This is a genomic window from Erythrobacter sp. (assembly GCF_023653175.1).
GTDB lineage: Bacteria > Pseudomonadota > Alphaproteobacteria > Sphingomonadales > Sphingomonadaceae > Erythrobacter.
This window is the reverse complement of sequence record NZ_JAMNXL010000061.1, coordinates 1-18,064: the sequence shown is the minus strand read 5'-3', so window position 1 is coordinate 18,064 and position 18,064 is coordinate 1. Positions and strand designations below refer to the sequence as shown.

Genomic DNA, 18,064 nt, shown 5'->3' with positions numbered 1-18,064 from the left:
GGGGGCCCGCATGGGGGTTAGCGCGGGACGTGTGCCTCGAACCCCGCGCCGCCCGTTGGTGGCACAGCTCTATTGCGGCGGTGTGTCGCCTTCGGCCTGTTCCTCGACCATTTCGGCCTTGGCATCGGCGCGCTCGCGCACCGCATCGGCCTCGTTCTCGAGATTTTGCTCGGCAGCCGAGTCCACCCCGTCGACGGTCTGGTCGAGATCGTCGGCGCGATTTTCCATCGCATCGGCGGTCGCCTCGCCCTGCGCCTCGATCGTTTCGGCGCGTTCTTCAGCCTGCTCTTCGGCAGGGCTGTCGCAGCCGGCAAGTCCGGCTCCGGCCAGGGCGATCGCGGCGAGGGATGTGTTGAGCTTCTTCATGCCATGCACTCCCGGCCTCAACGCATCGAACCGCGGCGGACCAGGTTGACGATCGCCAGAAGCACCAGCGCGCCAAGGAACGAGACGATCAGCGCACTGATCGAGAAATCGCCCTGGGTGATCGTGCCGCCGCCGATCAGCGGATTGATGAGGAAGCCTGCGACCAGTGCGCCGACCACGCCGACGACGATGTTGAGGAAGATGCCCTGCTGGGCATCGGTGCGCATAACCATGCTGGCGAGCCAGCCGAGGATGCCTCCGATGATGATAATCAAGATAAGGTTCATTCGCTGTCTCCTTGCCGAGAGAGGCCTCGCGCGCCCGCGACCGCTGGTCGGCCGCGTGCCGCTTGGCTTCGACAGGCCCATGCCTGACAGGGTGGGGGGGATGTGCCCTCACCTATGTTGTGGAGGGTGCAACAGCATTCCGGCCGGCGGCGAGGCCACGGGCGGCAGCGCTGGTGGGGGCTTGCGGCTCAGGCGAGCGGCGCGGGCAGGCTGAACATCCCGGCAAATGCAAGGGCGCGGGCGCGGGCGCCGGTGATGGCAAGGCCCGCGTTCGCCTCGAGTTCCTCCCAAGGCACGCCGGCGTAGATTCCGGCGGCGATCACGTCGGCGGAAGGGGCATGGAACACTGCATCGGCAGCTTCGGGATCGCCGCGCCGGATCGGCAGTTCGCGGCCCACGGGCTCCGCTAGGAAACTCTCCCCGCCGATCACGAAGCCGATGCGGCCGTCAAAGGCGGCGCAGGCGTGCGGATCGAGCATGGTGCGCAAGGACAGCATCAGCGAGACCGCCGAAAGCGGCAGGCGCGGGTCGTGGGCGCGCGAGTGCGCGGCCCAGCGCCCCAGTTCCTGGATCAGCGGTTCGGCGGCAAGGCCCCAGGCGGTCAGCTCGTAGACCTGCGCCTTGCCCGGCGGCGGCAACATCCGGCGCGCGACCACGCCCGACGCCTCGAGCGCGGCCAGCCGCTCGGTCAGCACCTTGGCCGAAATGCCCGGCAGCGCGGCGCGCAAGTCGGAGAACCGCCGCGCCCCCAGCATCAGCTCGCGCACGACCAGCAGCGCCCAGCGCTCGCCGATGACCTCGAGCCCGAAGGCCGTGCCGCAGGCGTCATTGTACCAGCGCCCATGCCCGACAGGCTGTCCGGTCGCGGCTGCCGGGTCTCGGCTCGTCGTGTTTTTGGTTACTTTTTGTGACTTCATAGTTGACGAAAGTAACCCTCCACTCGACAAGACGCAAGGGAGCGAGTCGCGATGGCGGCGCGCGAGAGGAGGAAAACACCATGTATATCGACGGTTTTATCATTCCCGTGCCGGCGGAGAACCGCCAGGCCTTCATCGACCATGCCGCCAATGCCGACAGCCTGTTCATGGAGATGGGCGCCTTGCGGGTGGTCGAATGCTGGGGCGATGACGTCCCCGAGGGCAAGCAGACCGATTTCCGCCGCGCGGTCGATGCCACTGCCGAAGAGAGCGTTGTCTTCAGCTGGATCGAATGGCCCGACAAGGCAACTCGCGACGCCGCCTTCGCAAAGATGATGAGCGAGGATTTCAACGATCCGCGCATGGATCAGGTCAAGAACCCCATGCCCTTCGACGGCAAGCGCATGATCTTCGGCGGCTACGAGCCCGTCGTGGACTTGAAGGCCTAGCCGCGGTGGGCGGGGTTCAGGTGCGCCACGGCCAGGTGACGTGGCACGAGCTGATGACCGATGACCCGGCGGCGGCGCAGGCCTTCTACGCCGCCGTGTTCGGCTGGCGCTTCGATCCCGGCGCGGTCGGCGGGCGGAGCTACGACGTGATCATCGCAGGCGATGTGCCGGTGGGCGGCATGCTCGGGCTCGACCCGGCGATGCAACAGCGCGGCGCGCGCCCCGTGTGGGCGGCCTATGCCGCGGTCGACGACCTCGAGGAAGCAGGCAGGAGCGTGAGGGCAGGCGGCGGGCAGGTGCTGATGGCGGGGCTGGCAATCCCCGGCATGGGCGCCTTGGCGCTCGCGGCGGACCCGGAGGGCGCACCGTTTTACGTGATGGGCTACGAGAACGGCCCGCCGAGCGCGCCATCGCCTTTCCCGCCCCTGCCCGGGCATTGCGCCTGGAATGAGCTCGCCGCGCAGGACCCCGACCGCGCGCTCGCCTTCTACGGCGAACTGCTCGGCTGGCGGCAGGAAGGCGAAATGCCGATGGGCGAGCACGGCAGCTACCGCTTCGTCCATCACGACGACCGAATGATCGGCGCGGTCATGCCGACCGGCGATACCGGCATGGCGCCGGGTTGGACGTTCTACTTCGTCGTCGCCGATATCGACGCAGGGGCGGCCGAAGTCCGCGCGGGCGGGGGCACCGTGCTGCACGATCCGGTCGAAATCCCGGGGGGCGATTTCTCGGTGAGCGCCCTCGACCCGCAGGGCGCAACATTCGGCCTCGTCGGCCCGCGCCGGACATGAAGGAGGCTGCGATGCACAAGAACACCATCTGCCTGTGGTATGACGGCGGGGCCGAGGATGCGGCGCGTTTCTATGCCGACCTGTTCCCCGACAGCAGCCTCGATTCCGTCTTTCGCGCACCGACCGACTTTCCTTCGGGCAAGGCGGGCGACGTGCTGACCGTGCAGTTCACGGTGCTCGGCATCCCGTGTCTCGGCCTCAATGGTGGCCCCGCTTTTCCGCAAAGCGAGGCCTTCAGCTTCCAGGTGATGACCGAGGATCAGGCCGAGACCGACCGCTATTGGGACGCCATCGTCGGCAATGGCGGGCAGGCAAGCGCCTGCGGGTGGTGCAAGGACCGCTGGGGGCTGAACTGGCAGATCACCCCGCGCACCCTCACCGAAGCGCTCGCGGCGGGCGGCGAGGAGGCCGCGCGGGCCTTCGGCGCGATGATGACGATGGGCAGGATCGACGTCGCCGCGATCGACGCGGCGCGGCGGGGGGAAAGCTGATGCGCAAGATCCACGCGGCCGCCTTCGTCTCGCTTGACGGCGTGATCCAGGGCCCGGGCGGCGTCATGGAGGACACCACCGGCAGCTTCGCCTCCGGAGGCTGGGTGTTCGGGCTGTCGGACGATGCCGTGGGCGAGGAGATCGACCGGGTGTTCGGGCGCGACTATGACCTGCTGCTCGGGCGCCGCGCCTACGACATCTTCGCGGGCTACTGGCCCTTATGTCGACCCGGAGGCTGAAGGCAACGGCCCGCTGGCCAAGGCCTTTACCGCCTGCCGCAAATACGTGCTCTCGCGCGGCGCACCGCAGCTCGACTGGGACAACAGCCATCACTTGCGCGCAATCGACGACATCGCCGCATTGAAGCAGACCGAGGGCCCCGATCTGGTCATTCAGGGGTCGAGCACGCTCTACCCGCCGCTGCTGGCGGCCGGGCTGATCGACCGGCTGACGCTGATGATCTTCCCCGCCGTGCTCGGGACGGGCAAGCGCCTGTTCGGCCCCCGGCACGGGCGCGATCCTCTCCGGAACGCCGGGCGCGGGCGAATACTTTCCGCAATTCACCGGCCCCGGCGGCGAGCGGCTCGACGATGTGCTGGAGGGCGATTTCTGGCTGATCGACCGGCGTGACACCGCGACCGCGCGGCTCGGCCCGTTCGGCGCGGATATCGGCCAGTGGCTCGAAGCCCACCGGGCCGAGGCGGTGCTGGTGCGCCCGGACCGTTACGTCTTCGGCACGGGCACGCCTGCGGAGCTCACCGCGGCCTGGGCAGCGGCGCTCAGCGGCGCTTGAGGATCAGGTAGAGCGCGCCCTCGCCGCCGTGGCGGATATGCGCGCGGCGCACCGCGGTGATCGCATCGGCGTGGCGGCTCGCGGCGAGCCAGTCGAGCAGCTTGGCACGGATTGCCCCGCGCTTGGCCATCCGGTCGGCCGGATCGACCGGGCGTTCGCGCCCCGCCACCACCAGCACCACCCGCGCCCCCATCATCCGCGCCTGATCGAGCGCGGTCATGATCCGATCATAGGCGGTATCGAGCGTGTGGCCGTGCAGGTCGAGCGTCAGGTCGGGCTCCAGCCGCCCGCCCTTGACCCGCCGGTCCCAGTGCGAATCGAGGCCCGGATCGGGCGCGGGCAGGGGCAGAGCCGGGGGCACGCGCGGTGTGACGGGGGGCTTGGGCGCAACCTTGGCCGGTTTGACGAACTTGCCCGGCGGAGCGGGAACGCCGGCCTTGCTCGCCCCTCCAGTATCTTTCGGTTGGCTAACCTCCCTCTTCGCGGGGGGACTGGGCCGCTTCTTGCCCGGTAGCGGCTTCACGCTTGCGGCGAGGTGCGCCCAGGCCGCCTGCTCGCCGACCGAAAGCCCCCGCGGCGTTCTCATCGCCGCGCGGCGAGCCTTGCGGCGGCCTCCTTGGGGAGCAGCACATAGGCGCGCCCGCGCCCGCTCATTCCGCCTGCGATCAGCCGCGCGTCCTCGCCTGCGCCCCAGAAGGTGTCGAAGCGGTTCGCCCCCTTGATCGCCCCGCCGGTGTCCTGCGCCACCCACAACCCGTTGGCCTCGCGCCGGTCGAGGTCGAGCCACACCGGCGCGCCGAGCGGCACGAAGGCGGGGTCGGCCGCGACGGAGGATTCGCGCCGCACCGGCACGCCCAGCGCGCCCAGCGGCCCATCCCCCTTCAGCTCGGTAAAGAAGATCCAGCTCTTGTTCTCGCGCATCAGCGCGCGGCCCTCGACCGGGTTCTCGCGGATATAGGCCATGATGCCCTGCATCGAGCCCGAATACTTGCCCGGCCCGCTCCCCAGCAGGCCGCGCTCGCGCATTACCCCGCCGATGCCGACATATTCGCGCCCGTTCTGCCCGGCATAGCCGATGCGGATCACCTCGCCCTCGGGGGTGCGCAGCCGCCCGGAGCCCTGGATCTGGAGGAAGAAGAACTCGACCGGATCGGCCGCCCAGGCAATCACCGGCACCTTGCCCGCCAGCGCCCCGTCCTCGATCGCCGCACGGTCGTGGTAGAGCACGAAGCGGCCCCGCTCGTCATAGCGACCGAGCGGCGGGCGGCCGGTGCGCTCGGAAGTCTTCACATCATCGGGCCAGCCGCGCACGAGATCGGCGGGCATGGCATAGACCGGCACTTCATATCCGGGCCGCCGCGTGCGGCTGCCGGCGATCTCGGGCTCGAAATAGCCGGTGGCAAAGGCCTTGCCGTCGCCGACCTGCACGGGGGTGAACTCTTCGGCGAAGAAGGCCCGCGCGCGTGCAGGCGCAGCCGCGCGGGCGCGCTCGCAGGGCCCTGCCCAATCCTCGCGGCGGGTGAGCCCGCTCGTATCCTCGCGGGCGAGCAGCTTGGGGCAGGACTCGATGAAGCCGGCCAGCGCCCCGCGGGCATCGGCATCGGCAACATTGAGCGCGGCCAGCGAGGGCCCGAGCGCCACGCCCGCCATCACCGCATTGGCAGTGGCCATGGCAGGCGCTGCGGCGGCAGGCGGCGGCACCACCCGCCCACAAGCCCCCAGCATCAGCAGCAGGGCCAGAGCAAGCAGCGCGCGCATCGGTCAGCTCCTATTAGGGCGGGCAGCGTCGCGAAGGCCAGCTGAGGCCCCCGCGCGATCACCTCCGGATCAACCCTCGTCGGTTTCGTCGAGCAGCCAGGCGGGATCGCGCGACGTGACGTTGCGCGAGAAGGTCCACACGTCGCGGCTCTCGATCGCATCGTCGAGCGATCCGGCGATCACCGTGCCGTCGCGGTCGCGGGTCACCGAAGCGATATCGGCGACGAACAGCAGCGCGATCCGCGCGGTCTTGCCGTCGAGCGAGGCCGAATGGATGCGCACTTCCTCGACCCGGATCAGGGTGTTGTCCAGCGTCTCGCCCGCCGCCACGCGGGCGTCGATTGCAGCGATGAAGCCGGCATAGACATCATCGTCGCACAGCTCGCGCAGAGTCTCGCGGTCACCCTTCCAGAAGGCTTCGAGGATCATGCGGTAAGCGCCGCGTGCGCCTTCAAGGAACTGGGCGAGGTTGAACTTGCTGTCGGCCGCGGCGATTTCGCGCAGCGCGCGCTCGACCGCAGGCATCACGCCTTCAAGCTCGGCCGGGCGCGGGGCGGGCACGGCAGGCGGAATCGCAGCGGGACGGACCAAAGGGGGCTCGTCCGCTTCGAAACGCTGCGGCACCGGCTCCTCTTCCTGCTCGGCGCGCCGGCCGAGCACCGAATAAAGGCGCAGGCCGAGAAAGGCGGCCACCATGGCAAGGAGAACGATTTCGAGCACTATCACAATCCGATCGTCGCATCTGGCACGGGCCGGGGAACGCCGCGCCACCTGAGGAACAACACCCTGCCTTAAATAGGGAGTCATTACAATTCGCCAACGCCTGATAGGTTGCCGTTCGGGGCGAAGCAATTCGCGCAAGGCGCGTGGTTGCGGCGGCCCCGCGCCCCTGCTAGGCGCGCCGCAAGCTGCCAGCGCATGGTTTTCTCGTGCATCTGGCGCACAACCCATTACTCATTTTGAAAGACTGGCAAGACCATGGCCGAAGAAGAAGGCGTCCTCACCAACCTCGACACCACTGACGGCGCGGGCCCGCAGCCGAACGGCGAAGACACCTCGCCTGCGGTCGGGATCATCACCCAGTATGTGAAGGACCTCTCGGTCGAGAACCCGGCCGCGCCCGACGTCTTCCAGTGGCCCGAACCGCCGCAGATCGACGTGCAGTTCAACATCGGCGCCGAGAAGATCAGCCCCGATGTGCACGAGGTGATGCTCAAGCTGACCCTGACCGCCTCCTCGCAGCGCGGCACGATGTACATCGTCGACCTCGCCTATTGCGGCCTCGTCGGCATGCGCAACGTGCCCGAAGAGCAGGGCCACGCCTTCCTCTATGCCGAAGCGCCGCGCCTGCTGTTCCCCTTCGCCCGCCGTGTCGTCGCCGACGCCGTGCGCGATGCGGGCTTCCCGCCGCTGATGGTCGATCCGGTCGATTTCGGCGGGATCTACGCCCAGCAGCTCGCCGCGCGCCGCGCCGAGGAAGCCGCGGGCGGCGAGCCGATCGCGCCTGTCACCGGCAACGCCTGATCTTAACGCCCGGCAGAGGGCAGGGGCGATGAGCCTTCTCAAGAACGTCGGCACGATCGGCGGGCTGACGCTGGTGAGCCGGTTGTTCGGCTTTGCCCGCGACATCCTGCTCGCCCGCGTGCTCGGCGCAGGCGGGGTGGCAGATGCGTGGCAACTCGCCTTCCAGCTGCCCAACCTGTTCCGCCGCCTGTTCGCGGAAGGTGCCTTCGCAAGCGCCTTCGTCCCCCTCTTCAACCGCCACATGGCCGAGGACGAGGCTGCGGCCAAGCGCTTCGCGGGCGAGGTGCTCGCCGTGCTGCTGCCGATCCTCGTGGTGTTCGGGGCGGTGATGATGCTCGCCATGCCGTGGGTGCTGTGGGCCTTCGCCAACGAAGACCTGCGCAGCGACGGCGCGACCTATGACCTTGCGGTCACCATGGGCCGGATCGCCTTCCCCTACCTCATGTTCATGAGCCTCGCGACGCTGGTGGCGGCGATCCTCAATTCGCTGTCGCGCTTTGCGGCGGCGGCGGCGGCGCCGATCCTGCTCAACATCTGCCTGCTGACCGCGCTGGTGTGGGGCGCGCTGCAGCCTGCGGGCGAGGCGACGCGGGCGGCGACCGGCATCGGCCTTGCCGTTGCCGTGTCCATCAGTGGCCTGCTGCAATTGCTGTGGCTCTACTGGTTCATGAAGCGCGCAGGCTTCCACATCCCGCGCCTCACGCCGCAGGTCAGCACCCGCGTCAAGGAGATGGGGGTGCTGATCGTCCCGGCCGTGTTCGGCGCGGGGGTCTACCAGATCAGCCGCTTCATCGATCTCGCCTTCTTCCGGGGCCTTCCCGACGGCAGCCTCACCTACATGGCGATGGCCGACCGCTGGAACCAGCTGCCGCTCGGCATCATCGGCATTGCGCTGGGCACCGCGATCCTGCCCGCCCTGTCGCGCCACATCTCCAAGGCCGAGGACGAGGAGGCCGTGCGCCTGCAGGCCAATGCGATCGAGCTGGCGATGCTGCTCACCCTGCCTTGCGCAGCGGCGCTGTTCATCACCGGCTTCGCGTTCGTGAAGGCCTTCATGGAGGGGCAGGCCTTCACCGCCGAAGACGCGCGCACCACCGGCATGGTCACCTCGGCACTGGTCGTCGGCCTGCCTGCCTATGTGCTGGTCAAGGTGCTGACCCCGAACTTCTTCGCGCGCCGCGACACCAAGACGCCGGTCTACACCGCGGGCGCATCGCTGGTGGTCACCGTGGCGCTGAACTTCGCGCTGGTGCCGGTGCTGGGCGTTGTGGGCCTCGCATTGGCGGGCGCGGTCGGCGCGTGGGTCAATATCGCGCTGCTCGGCACGGTGCTCGCCCGCCGCGGCTTCTTCCGCCTGCCGGCGCGCGTGGTGGGCCGGATCGGGCGGATCGCGCTGGCCTCCGCCGTGATGGCGGCAGCGCTGTTGGGGCTGATGCAGGTCATCACCCCGTGGCTCGACGGCCCCCTCGCCCTGCGCCTTGCCGCCATCGGAGCAATTATGGCGGTGAGCCTTGTCACCTACGGCGCGGCGAGCGTGCTGCTGGGAGTCCTCGACAAGGCCACGATCCAGCGCCTAATGCGCCGACAGGCTTAAGCAATCAGGATCTATCATGCGCGTCGTCTCCGGCATCCAGCCCACCGGCAAGCCCCATCTCGGCAATTACCTGGGCGCGATCCGCAACTATGTGAAGTTGCAGGACGATGCCCATGCCGTCGGCGGCGAGTGCCTGATCTTCATCGCCGATCTCCACGCGCTCTCGATGGCGCATGAGCCCGCCGAGCTGCGTTCCTCCACGCTCGAACTGGTGGCGACGCTGGTCGCCTGCGGATTGGATCCCGACAAGGCGATCCTGTTCAATCAGGCGCAGGTGCCCCAGCACCCCGAGCTGCAATGGCTCTTGAACGGCACCGCCCGGATGGGCTGGTTGAACCGCATGACCCAGTGGAAGGACAAGGCCGGCAAGAACCGCGAGGGCCAGTCGGTCGCCCTCTTCACCTACCCGGTGCTGCAAGCCGCCGACGTGCTGCTCTATCAGGCGACCCACGTGCCGGTGGGCGAGGACCAGAAGCAGCATCTCGAGCTTGCCCGCGACATCGCGCAGAAGTTCAACAATGATTTCGGGACCGAAGACGCGCCGATCTTCACCCTGCCCGATCCGATCATCCCCGCCGAAGCCGCGCGGATCATGTCGCTGCGCGATGGTTCGGCCAAGATGTCGAAGTCGGACCCTTCCGACATGAGCCGCATCAACCTTTCGGACGATGCCGAGACCATGGCGCAGAAGATCAAGAAGGCGAAGACCGACCCCGAGCCGCTCCCTTCCGAGGAGGCCGGGCTGGCCGAGCGGCCCGAGGCGCGCAATCTCGTCGGCATCTATGCGGCGCTCGCCGGGCAGTCGGTGCCCTCGGTGCTGGCGCAATATGGCGGGCAGGGATTCGGCGCCTTCAAGCCCGCGCTCGCCGACCTGCTGGTCGCCAAGCTCGGCCCGATCCGCGACCGCTTCGTGGAGCTGAAGGACGATCTCGAGACATTGGACGCGATCCTCGCACGCGGCGCGGCCCGGGCGCGCGAGCGCGGCACGCCGACGCTCGATGCGGCCTACAAGGCGCTGGGGCTGGTACGCCACTGATATTGCCTGCGACGAGCCGGGCGTCTTGCACGGCGAGTATTCAATTCCGGTTCATACGCGTGTAATATGGTATCGCGCGTAACGGCCGTTGCTGCCATGGCAATGGCCACCAGACAGAGGTTGTGCCATGTTGCCTTCGATGAAGACCTTCACCCGCCTCGGCCTTCCGGTCGCTCTCGCCCTCGGCCTTTCGGCCTGCGCCACCAACACCTTCAAGGCCGATGTCTCGCGCTTCGCCGTGCCGCTGCCCGCGCCTGCGGGCCAGACCTTTGCGGTGGTCGCGGAAGATCCCAAGCTTGCCGGCGGGCTCGAATTTGCGACCTATGCCAATGCGGTCGCCGCCGAGCTGACCGGGCTTGGCTACACCAAGGCCGCCTCGCCCGAGAGCGCCGACATGCTGGTGCGCTTCGACTACCGCGTCGATAACGGGCGTGAACGGGTGCGCACCGATCCCGGCGTGGGCGGCTTCGGCGCCTTCGGTCCGTGGGGCCGGTGGGGTGGCTGGGGCGGCGGCTACGGCGCCTGGGGCTTCGGCTTCAACGATCCGTTCCTCGGCGGGCCCGACGTGCGCAGCTACACCATCTACACCAGCGGCGTCGACGTGAAGATCGACCGCCGCGCCGATGGCCAGCGCCTGTTCGAAGGCAAGGCCGAAGCCGTGTCGCGCTCGAACCGCCTGCCGCGCCTCGTGCCCAATCTCGTGGACGCGCTGTTCACCGACTTCCCCGGCAATTCGGGCGAAACCGTGCGCATCACCATCCGCGATGACGAAAAGACCGTGCGCCCCACCGATTGATGGTGTAGACGCTACGGCAAGAGACCCTTGGACGGGAAAAGAGAAGGCGGCGCAGGGGATCGCGCCGCCTTTTTTGTTTGAGGTGACGTTAGCGGGGAGTCAGCTCGGCCTGCACCGGGGTCATAAATCGCTCCCACCTGCGGAATGCGCCAGTTTCAGCTTTCGCGGGGGAAGAATTGTTCCTCGTAGATCCGCATGCGCGCTTCATCAGCCCATGCCATCGCATCCAGCGCCGCCGCCCGCAGCGCGGCATGATCAGTAAAGGCGCAGCCATTCTCACCCCCCGTGGCAATCTGGGCGGTGGCTCCCGAGCAGATCACCTCGAACTGCGAAAAGGTCGGGTTGCGATCCTGATCGGTGTACGAACTGCGCACGATTTCATAGGCGTAGCTGACATTGCCATCATCATCCGTGCGCGGGATCTCCATCAGATAGAAATTGTCGTACGAATATCCGTCCTGATCATCGCCCGATCGGTCAGACCGGATGAAATCGAAAGCGGCCGTGACCCGTTCCGGCTCCCCGTCGCTGCCGATCCCCTGCATGGTGATGGTGTAGAGGTTATTGCCCTCAAGAGTGATCCGCAGAAAGCGTTCGGAGGATTGATAGTCGCCCGAAAGCCCGATGCTGTCGCGCTGTTCTTCGGCAATCAGCTGCCGCGTGGCCGTCCAGCCCCCGCAGCCGGTCAGCAACAAGGCGACCGCAGTCGCCGTCAACATCTTGCGAATCATCATGGTCCCGCCCCCCTGCGGAGAGCAAGACTACGCAACCCCGGCGCGTCTGCAAGCCCGCTGCCTAAAGCCTGGCATGACCCCCGGTCGAACCAAAACCGCCCGCGCCCCGCTCCGTCGCGTCCAGTTCCGCAACCTCGTCCCACGCTGCCTGCACCACCGGGGCGAGCACCAGCTGCGCCACGCGGTCGCCGCGCGCGATCACGAAGGGGTCGGTGCCAAGGTTGATGAGGATCACCTTCAGCTCGCCGCGGTAATCGGAATCGATGGTGCCGGGGGTGTTGGGCACCGAGATGCCATGCTTCAATGCCAGCCCGGAGCGCGGGCGAACCTGGATTTCGTAGCCTGCGGGGATCGCCATCGCGAGGCCGGTGGCCACCGCATGGCGCGCGCCGGGGGCGATGGTGACCGATTCGGCGCTCACCACGTCCATCCCCGCCGCGCCGCTGGTGGCATAGGCAGGCAGGGGCAGGCCCGCGCCGTGAGGCAGGCGCTTTACCTGAACAGAAATACTCACTCTGCCGCCTCCGCCCTGAGGCTCGCCGCGATGCGCTCGACCAGCGCCATCGCCACCGCCGACTTGGGCATTTCGTCGAGCGTCTCGACCCCCTCGCCGCTGATGATCGTCACGCGGTTGAGATCGCCGCCCATCACGCTCCCGCTGACGTCATTCGCCACAATCCAGTCCGCGCCCTTGCGCTTGCGCTTGGCCCTGGCGTGTTCGAGCACGTTGTCGGTCTCGGCCGCAAAGCCGATCACCAGCGCGGGCCGCCGCGGTGCGCCTGCGACATTGGTGAGGATGTCGGGGTTTTCGACCAGCATCAGCGCCGGCGGGGCATCGCCGCGCTTCTTCATCTTCTGCCCGCGATAATCCTTGGGCCGCCAGTCGGCGACCGCGGCGACCATCACCGCGACATCGGCGGGAAGCGCGCGCTTGACCGCTTCGGCCATCTGGATGGCGCTCTCGACATCGATGCGGGCAACGCCCGCCGGGGTCTTGAGCGCCACCGGCCCAGCGACCAGCGTCACCCGCGCGCCTAGGGCGGCGGCTGCGGCGGCAATGGCAAAACCCTGCTTCCCGCTCGAGCGGTTGGCGATGTAGCGCACCGGGTCGATCGCTTCCCAGGTCGGCCCGGCGGTGACCAGCACATGGCGGCCGTGGAGCGGGCGATATGCAGGCGCGAGGCCGAAATCCTCGGGCACTTCGCCGAGCTCGGCCGTGATCTCTTCGGGCACTTCGGGGGCCCCCGGCAGCGGGGGCGCCTTGCGCGGGTCGATCAGGTGATTGAGCGCGCCCGTATCCATCGGCGGCGCGGCCCCGGCCTTGCCCTTGCGGGCGAGCAGCGGCCCGCCGAAATCGGGGTTGAATTCGGGCGCGGGCTCTTCCGGCAGAAAATCATCGGGCCGGACGTCTTCGGGCCAGGCCTCGGGCAGGTCCTCGTATTCGGCCTCGATCTCGTCATGGGTGCGCTTCGCCGTGGAGCGCGGGATGATGCGCGAGAAAAAGCCGCTGAGCCCGCCTTCGGGAAGCGCGGCGGTGCCATCACCCTCTTCCTCGGGCTCGAGCGCCTCGACCTCGATCAGCGGCGCGGATGCGGATCCTCGCGCCTCGGGCACCACGACGCCGAAATGGCCCGCGATCGCGCGCCAGATCGCCTCGGGTTCGGGCAGGCGGCCATAGCCGAATTCGCCGCAGGCCATCGCGCCCTTGTCGGGGTGGAGCACGGTGACGCCCGCAGCCTTGAGCAGGCCGATATTGCGCTGCGTCGCCTCGTGCTCCCACATCCGCACGTTCATTGCAGGAACCGCCATCACCGGCTTGTCGGTGGCCAGTATCAGGGTCGTCGCCAGGTCGTCGGCTATTCCTGCCGCCATCTTGGCGAGCAGATCCGCCGTCGCCGGGCACACCACCACCAGATCGGCCTCGCGGCTCAACTGGATATGCCCCATCTCGGCCTCGTTCTTGAGGTCGAAGAGGTTGGTGTAGACCTGGTTCTCGCTCAGCGCTGCGAGCGACATCGGGGTGACGAATTGCTGCCCGCCCTTGGTGAGCACGCAGGTGACGTCCCCGCCGCCCTTGCGGATCAGGCGCACCAGCTCGCAGGCCTTGTAGGCCGCGATCCCGCCGCCCACGACCAGCAGGATGCGTGGGGAAAAACCCGCTGCCGCTCCCTCGTCGCTCATCTCGCCAAACCGCCTCTCGCACCGTTGCCGGGGACTTGCGCACATAGTGCACCCGCCAGCAATCGCAAAGCTTGGTTAAATTTGCTTTGAAGTTTGGACCGCGAGCCGTGCGAAAAGCTCGGTCAGCCCGCGCGGGGCAAAGGCGAGGCCGATGGCGTAGGCGGGCAGGGCGAGCTCGACCCAGTAGTAATTCTGCGGCCGCGCGAACAGCGCCATTCCCGTGGCAAGGCCCGTGAACCACAGCAGCGCGAACAGCCCCATGCGTCCGCCCAGCCCCGCCCAGCCGAGCAGCGGCAGCACCGCCAGCGGCGCGGCGAGCATCGCGGGCACGTGGCGCAGACCCGTCAGCTGGGCAAGGCCTGCCAGCGGCACGCCGTATCCCGCCAGCGCGTTCCACCCCTGCGAGGCAAGGTCGCCCGGCAATCGCAGGGCATCGACCGCGTGGGCATGCGCGACAAGGCCGGCCGCGACCAGCGCCAGCAGCCCTGCCACCGCCCCCGCCTCGCGCCAGCGGTGCTGTTCAAAGGCGAAGGCCAGCCACAGCAGCACGAAGGGCGCGGCAAGCTCGCGCACCGCGAGCGCGGCAGCGGCAGCGAGCAGCGAAGGCCACCAGCGATCGGCTCGGTAGGCGAGCAGGGCAAGGCTCAGCAGCACCCCGGCGATGAAGTCATGGTCATAGCCCGCGAGCCGCGAGAGCGCCGCCCCGCCGCCTGCGGCAAGCAGCGCGGCGGCGATGATCCGCTCCTCGACGCTGGCCAGTGCCGGGCTGCGCCACCAGAGCGCGGCGATGGCACCCGCCACCAGCGCCAGCGCGAGCCAGCGCACGCCGTCAGCGCCGATCGCCGCCTGCGCCCATGCCAGCGTCGGCAGGCGGATGGTGACGAAGGGCCTGGTCGGGTACCCGCTCGCGCGGTGCTCGGCGAGCGCGGCGGCGTAGTAGCCCTCGCCAGCGGCCACGCGCGCGGCCACGCGCGAATAGAGCGCCATGTCGCCTTTCGCGCGGCCGGTCGCGCCGGTCTCTGCTTGTGCCACGGGGGCGGTGTCCCGGCTTGCCGGGGAAGCCGGCGGCGCGTTCGGGGCGACTGCGGCAGCGGCGCCCAGAGCCATGGCGAGCGCCAATCCCAGCACAAGCGCCGCCCCCCAGCGGGGCAGATGCGTGAAGGGCCGGCCCAGCGCCTCCCACCGGCCAAGCCAGCCGGAAGGCGAAATCATCCGATCCAGCCGAGCGCCAGTGCCCCCGACACCGCGCCCGCGCCGGCCAATGCCGCCAGCACAAGGCCGAACCAGCCCGTGCCTTCGCGCCGCTCGATGATCAGCGGGATCTCGGGCAGCGGCGGCGACTCGGGTGCGCCGCCCTTGGGCGGGAACTTCTCCTCGAGCCTGCGGATCAGGCCGGGCAGGCGCAGCAGGGTTTCCGCGTCCTGCTTGAGCCGATCCGCCAGCGCGGCTTCCGGCCCCAGCTCGTCGCGGATCCATTCGCGCACATAGGGCGCGGCGGTGTCCCACATGTTGATGTCGGGGTTGAGCTGGGTGGCGATGCCTTCGACCATCACCATGGTCTTTTGCAAGAGCAGCAGGTGCGGCTGGGTCTGCATGTCGAAATCGCGGGTGATTGCGAACAGCCCGTCGAGCATCTGGCCGACGCTCAGTTCCTTCACCGGCTTGCCGCGCATCGGCTCACCCACCGCGCGCAGGGCCGTCGCGAATTCGCCGACCGAGTGGTAGCTCGGCACATATTGCGCCTCGAAATGGATCTCGGCGACGCGCTGGTAATTGCCGGTGGTCAGCCCGTAGAGGATCTCCGCCAGCCATTGCCGCGCACGCCGGTCGATGCGGCCCATGATCCCGAAATCGATCGCGACGATGGTGCCGTCGTCCTCCACGAACAGGTTGCCCTGGTGCATGTCGGCATGGAAGAAGCCCGCGCTGATCGCCTGGGTGAGGAAGCTGATAACGAGGCGTTCGGAGATTTCGGCAAGGTCGTGGCCGCGCGCGCGCAGTTCGTCGACACGGCTGATCTTGACCCCGTCGATCCATTCGATGGTCATCACCCGGCCGTTGGTGCGGTCCCAGTCGATGGTCGGGATGCGGTAGCCCGGCACGCCCGCCATCTGCTCGGCGAGTTCGCTGGCAGAGGCCGCTTCGCGCCTGAGGTCGAGCTCGGAATTGGTCCAGCGCTTGAAGTTGGCGATGGTGAGCCGCGGGCGCAGGCGGCTCGCCTCCCCGCCCATCGCCTCGACATGGGCGGCGGCCCATTCGTAGGTCTGGATGTCGCGCGCGAACTTCTCGCGGATGCCGGGGCGCAGCACCTTGATCGCGACCTTGCGGCCATCGGTGGTCACACCCTTGTGGACCTGCGCGATGCTCGCCGCGCCGACCGGCTCGGGGTCGATTTCACTGAACAGTTTCTCGAGCGGCTGGCCGAAGCTCGATTCGATCGACGCCTTGATCTGCGCGAAAGGCACCGGGGGGAGCGAGTCCTGAAGGCTCAGCAGATTGTTCGCCGCCTCCTCGCCGACCAGATCGGGGCGGGTGGCGAGGCTCTGGCCGAGCTTGATCGCCGCCGGGCCGATGGCGCGGAAGGCGCCCGCGTAATCGGGCTTGCCGCGCTTGCCCGTCAGCGTTGCCAGCCGCGCGAGGCGCACGAACTGGCGCACCGCGGCGGGCGCATTGGGATCATTCTCGATCCCGACCAGCGCGCGCCTGCGGGCGAGCGTGACGCCCCAACGCGCAAGGCGGGAGAGGTGGACTACCGATGGGGTCACGTCCTTAGATCTTCCACCCCGAATGGATCGCGACCAGGCCGCCCATGATCGGTTCGACCTTGGTGTTGGCGAAACCGGCCTTGCGGATCATCTGCTCGAAGGCGGGCATCGGCGGGAACTTGCGGATCGATTCGGCGAGGTAGCGGTAGGAATCGGCGTCGCCTGCGATCGCCTGCCCCATGCGCGGCAGGAGGTGTTCGGAATAGATGTCGTAGGCCTCCTTCAGCCCCGACCACTCGACGGTCGAGAATTCGAGGCAGAAGAAGCGGCCACCGGGGCGCAGCACGCGCAGGGCCTCCGCGAGGGCGCGGTCGATATGCGTCACGTTCCGGATGCCGAAGGCGATGGTGTAGGCATCGAAGGTGTTGGAAGCGAAACTCACGCTTTCGGCGTTCTGGCAGGTGAAGACGAGCGCGCCGTCTTCCTCGTCAAACCCGCGCTCCAGTGCGCGCTCGGCGCCCACATCGAGCATGTCCTGGTTGATGTCGGCCACCGTGACATGCGCGCCGCGGGCCGCCATGCGGAAGGCGATGTCGCCGGTGCCGCCCGCCATGTCGAGGATCTGCTCGCCGGCTTGCGGCTTCACGCGCTTGACGAAGCGGTCCTTCCACAAGCGGTGCATGCCCCCCGACATGGCATCGTTCATGATGTCGTACTTGCGCGCGACACTGGAGAAGACCTCGCCGACCTTGCGGGTCTTTTCCTGCGGGGTGACCTGGGTGTAGCCGAAGGAGACGGTTTCGTCGGTGGTATCGCTCATGGGCCGTTCCCTAGAGGGAATTGAGCACTGCGCAAAGGGTGTTACAGGGCAATCCATGTGCGAAGATTGCAATGCCTGAGCTCCCGGAAGTCGAAACCACCGTCCGCGGGTTGGCGAAGTTCCTCGAAGGCGAGCGCATAACGCGCGTCACGCTCAACCGCGCGGACCTGCGCCGCCCCTTTCCCGCCGATCTTGTGCAGGTGATGACCGGCGCGAGGATCAGCGCGCTTGGGCGGCGGGCGAAGTATGGCCTCATGCATCTCGACCGCGGGGCGACGATGATCTTCCACCTCGGCATGAGCGGGCGCTGGCGGATCGATCCCGAGGCCCCCGACACCCATGATCACCTGCTGCTGGAAACCGCCGCGCACCGCTTCGCCCTGTGCGATCCGCGGCGGTTCGGCTCGGTCGATCTGGTGGCGACCGAGGTGCTTGACGCCTGGCCGCAATTTGCCGCGCTCGGGCCCGAGCCGCTCGGGCCGGGCCTCAGCGCAGGCCACCTCAAGGCGGCACTGAAGGGCAAGGTCTTGTCGATCAAGCTGGCGCTGCTCGACCAGCGGATCGTCGCTGGCTTGGGCAATATCTATGTCTGCGAGGCGCTGTGGCGGGCGGGCATCCGGCCAACCAAGCAGGCGGGCAAGGTGACGCAGGCCCAGCTTGCGCGGCTTGTCCCCGCGATCATCGCCGTGCTCGAAGCCTCGATCCGCGACGGGGGCTCCACCTTGCGCGACTATGCCCGGCCCGACGGGGAGCTGGGCTATTTCGCCAGCTCCTTCGATGTCTACGGGCGCGAGGGAGAGGCGTGCCGCCGCGATGATG

The 18,064-nt window shown here is 68.3% G+C and carries 23 protein-coding genes; 11 read left to right on the top strand and 12 right to left on the bottom strand.

Going from position 1 to position 18,064, the window contains the following annotated elements; translation table 11 throughout:
- Nucleotides 1–69 precede the first annotated feature (69 nt).
- The 3 genes from NBV68_RS08880 to NBV68_RS08870 all read right to left on the bottom strand — a co-directional run bounded on the left by NBV68_RS08880 (nt 70) and on the right by NBV68_RS08870 (nt 1,570).
- Nucleotides 70–366: a hypothetical protein gene (locus NBV68_RS08880; RefSeq protein WP_296308918.1), complete on the bottom strand. Its 297-nt coding sequence runs from the start codon at nt 364–366 to the stop codon at nt 70–72.
- A 17-nt stretch (nt 367–383) separates the two neighbouring features.
- Entirely contained in the window at nt 384–653 is a 270-nt protein-coding gene (locus tag NBV68_RS08875; RefSeq protein ID WP_296308916.1) for a GlsB/YeaQ/YmgE family stress response membrane protein, read from the bottom strand.
- A 188-nt stretch (nt 654–841) separates the two neighbouring features.
- Entirely contained in the window at nt 842–1,570 is a 729-nt protein-coding gene (locus NBV68_RS08870; protein ID WP_296308914.1) for a helix-turn-helix domain-containing protein, read from the bottom strand.
- 80 nt (nt 1,571–1,650) lie between these two features.
- On the opposite strand from NBV68_RS08870, the gene NBV68_RS08865 reads away from it, so the two are divergent.
- The 6 genes from NBV68_RS08865 to NBV68_RS08840 are packed head-to-tail and all read left to right on the top strand — an operon-like array spanning nt 1,651 to nt 4,097.
- A complete protein-coding gene (locus tag NBV68_RS08865) occupies nt 1,651–2,019 on the top strand; it encodes a DUF1428 domain-containing protein (RefSeq protein ID WP_296308912.1) in 369 nt (122 codons plus the stop codon).
- 5 nt (nt 2,020–2,024) lie between these two features.
- Nucleotides 2,025–2,813 (top strand): VOC family protein, encoded by a 789-nt coding sequence (locus NBV68_RS08860; protein WP_296308910.1) that lies wholly within the window; start codon nt 2,025–2,027, stop codon nt 2,811–2,813.
- An 11-nt stretch (nt 2,814–2,824) separates the two neighbouring features.
- Nucleotides 2,825–3,304, top strand: coding sequence for a VOC family protein (locus NBV68_RS08855; RefSeq protein WP_296308908.1), 480 nt, complete (start codon nt 2,825–2,827; stop codon nt 3,302–3,304).
- On the top strand, nt 3,304–3,543 hold the full coding sequence (locus NBV68_RS08850; RefSeq protein WP_296308906.1) for a hypothetical protein: 240 nt from the start codon (nt 3,304–3,306) through the stop codon (nt 3,541–3,543). The genes NBV68_RS08855 and NBV68_RS08850 overlap by 1 nt, the downstream gene beginning before the upstream one ends.
- Nucleotides 3,470–3,934 (top strand): dihydrofolate reductase family protein, encoded by a 465-nt coding sequence (locus tag NBV68_RS08845; protein ID WP_296308905.1) that lies wholly within the window; start codon nt 3,470–3,472, stop codon nt 3,932–3,934. The genes NBV68_RS08850 and NBV68_RS08845 overlap by 74 nt, the downstream gene beginning before the upstream one ends.
- Nucleotides 3,897–4,097, top strand: coding sequence for a hypothetical protein (locus tag NBV68_RS08840; RefSeq protein ID WP_296308903.1), 201 nt, complete (start codon nt 3,897–3,899; stop codon nt 4,095–4,097). Before NBV68_RS08845 ends, NBV68_RS08840 begins: the two co-directional genes overlap by 38 nt.
- On the opposite strand, the gene NBV68_RS08835 is transcribed toward NBV68_RS08840, so the two are convergent.
- From NBV68_RS08835 to NBV68_RS08825, 3 genes are all read right to left on the bottom strand, one after another.
- On the bottom strand, nt 4,084–4,683 hold the full coding sequence (locus tag NBV68_RS08835; RefSeq protein WP_296308900.1) for a Smr/MutS family protein: 600 nt from the start codon (nt 4,681–4,683) through the stop codon (nt 4,084–4,086). The genes NBV68_RS08840 and NBV68_RS08835 overlap by 14 nt on opposite strands.
- Nucleotides 4,680–5,855, bottom strand: coding sequence for a murein transglycosylase A (locus tag NBV68_RS08830; RefSeq protein ID WP_296308899.1), 1,176 nt, complete (start codon nt 5,853–5,855; stop codon nt 4,680–4,682). Before NBV68_RS08830 ends, NBV68_RS08835 begins: the two co-directional genes overlap by 4 nt.
- A gap of 69 nt (nt 5,856–5,924) precedes the next feature.
- Nucleotides 5,925–6,578: a Tim44/TimA family putative adaptor protein gene (locus NBV68_RS08825; RefSeq protein ID WP_296308920.1), complete on the bottom strand. Its 654-nt coding sequence runs from the start codon at nt 6,576–6,578 to the stop codon at nt 5,925–5,927.
- A 255-nt stretch (nt 6,579–6,833) separates the two neighbouring features.
- Between NBV68_RS08825 and secB the strand changes: the two genes are divergently transcribed.
- The 4 genes from secB (at nt 6,834) to NBV68_RS08805 (ending at nt 10,805) form a co-directional block, all read left to right on the top strand.
- Nucleotides 6,834–7,379, top strand: a complete 546-nt coding sequence (secB, locus tag NBV68_RS08820; RefSeq protein WP_296308897.1) for a protein-export chaperone SecB — start codon at nt 6,834–6,836, stop codon at nt 7,377–7,379.
- Between the two features lie 28 nt (nt 7,380–7,407).
- The gene (gene murJ / locus NBV68_RS08815) at nt 7,408–8,973 is read left to right on the top strand and encodes a murein biosynthesis integral membrane protein MurJ (protein WP_296308896.1); all 1,566 of its coding nucleotides are present in this window, start codon (nt 7,408–7,410) and stop codon (nt 8,971–8,973) included.
- A 16-nt stretch (nt 8,974–8,989) separates the two neighbouring features.
- Nucleotides 8,990–10,009, top strand: a complete 1,020-nt coding sequence (gene trpS, locus NBV68_RS08810; RefSeq protein ID WP_296308895.1) for a tryptophan--tRNA ligase — start codon at nt 8,990–8,992, stop codon at nt 10,007–10,009.
- A gap of 127 nt (nt 10,010–10,136) precedes the next feature.
- A complete protein-coding gene (locus NBV68_RS08805; protein ID WP_296308894.1) occupies nt 10,137–10,805 on the top strand; it encodes a DUF4136 domain-containing protein in 669 nt (222 codons plus the stop codon).
- Nucleotides 10,806–10,960: 155 nt separating this feature from the next.
- Here the strand turns inward: NBV68_RS08805 and NBV68_RS08800 are convergent, their stop codons facing one another.
- The 6 genes from NBV68_RS08800 to NBV68_RS08775 form a co-directional block, all read right to left on the bottom strand.
- Complete coding sequence (locus NBV68_RS08800; protein ID WP_296308893.1) at nt 10,961–11,539, bottom strand: hypothetical protein; 579 nt, start codon at nt 11,537–11,539, stop codon at nt 10,961–10,963.
- A gap of 61 nt (nt 11,540–11,600) precedes the next feature.
- A complete protein-coding gene (gene dut, locus NBV68_RS08795) occupies nt 11,601–12,053 on the bottom strand; it encodes a dUTP diphosphatase (protein ID WP_296308892.1) in 453 nt (150 codons plus the stop codon).
- Nucleotides 12,050–13,720, bottom strand: a complete 1,671-nt coding sequence (locus tag NBV68_RS08790; protein WP_296308890.1) for a bifunctional phosphopantothenoylcysteine decarboxylase/phosphopantothenate synthase — start codon at nt 13,718–13,720, stop codon at nt 12,050–12,052. The genes dut and NBV68_RS08790 overlap by 4 nt, the downstream gene beginning before the upstream one ends.
- Nucleotides 13,721–13,795: 75 nt before the next feature.
- Nucleotides 13,796–14,752, bottom strand: coding sequence for a hypothetical protein (locus tag NBV68_RS08785; protein ID WP_296308888.1), 957 nt, complete (start codon nt 14,750–14,752; stop codon nt 13,796–13,798).
- A gap of 176 nt (nt 14,753–14,928) precedes the next feature.
- Entirely contained in the window at nt 14,929–16,485 is a 1,557-nt protein-coding gene (gene ubiB, locus NBV68_RS08780; RefSeq protein ID WP_296308886.1) for a 2-polyprenylphenol 6-hydroxylase, read from the bottom strand.
- Between the two features lie 4 nt (nt 16,486–16,489).
- A complete protein-coding gene (locus NBV68_RS08775; protein ID WP_296308885.1) occupies nt 16,490–17,245 on the bottom strand; it encodes a class I SAM-dependent methyltransferase in 756 nt (251 codons plus the stop codon).
- A gap of 71 nt (nt 17,246–17,316) precedes the next feature.
- Between NBV68_RS08775 and mutM the strand changes: the two genes are divergently transcribed.
- On the top strand, nt 17,317–18,064 hold a 748-nt coding region (gene mutM / locus NBV68_RS08770), incomplete at its 3' end, for a bifunctional DNA-formamidopyrimidine glycosylase/DNA-(apurinic or apyrimidinic site) lyase (RefSeq protein WP_296308884.1).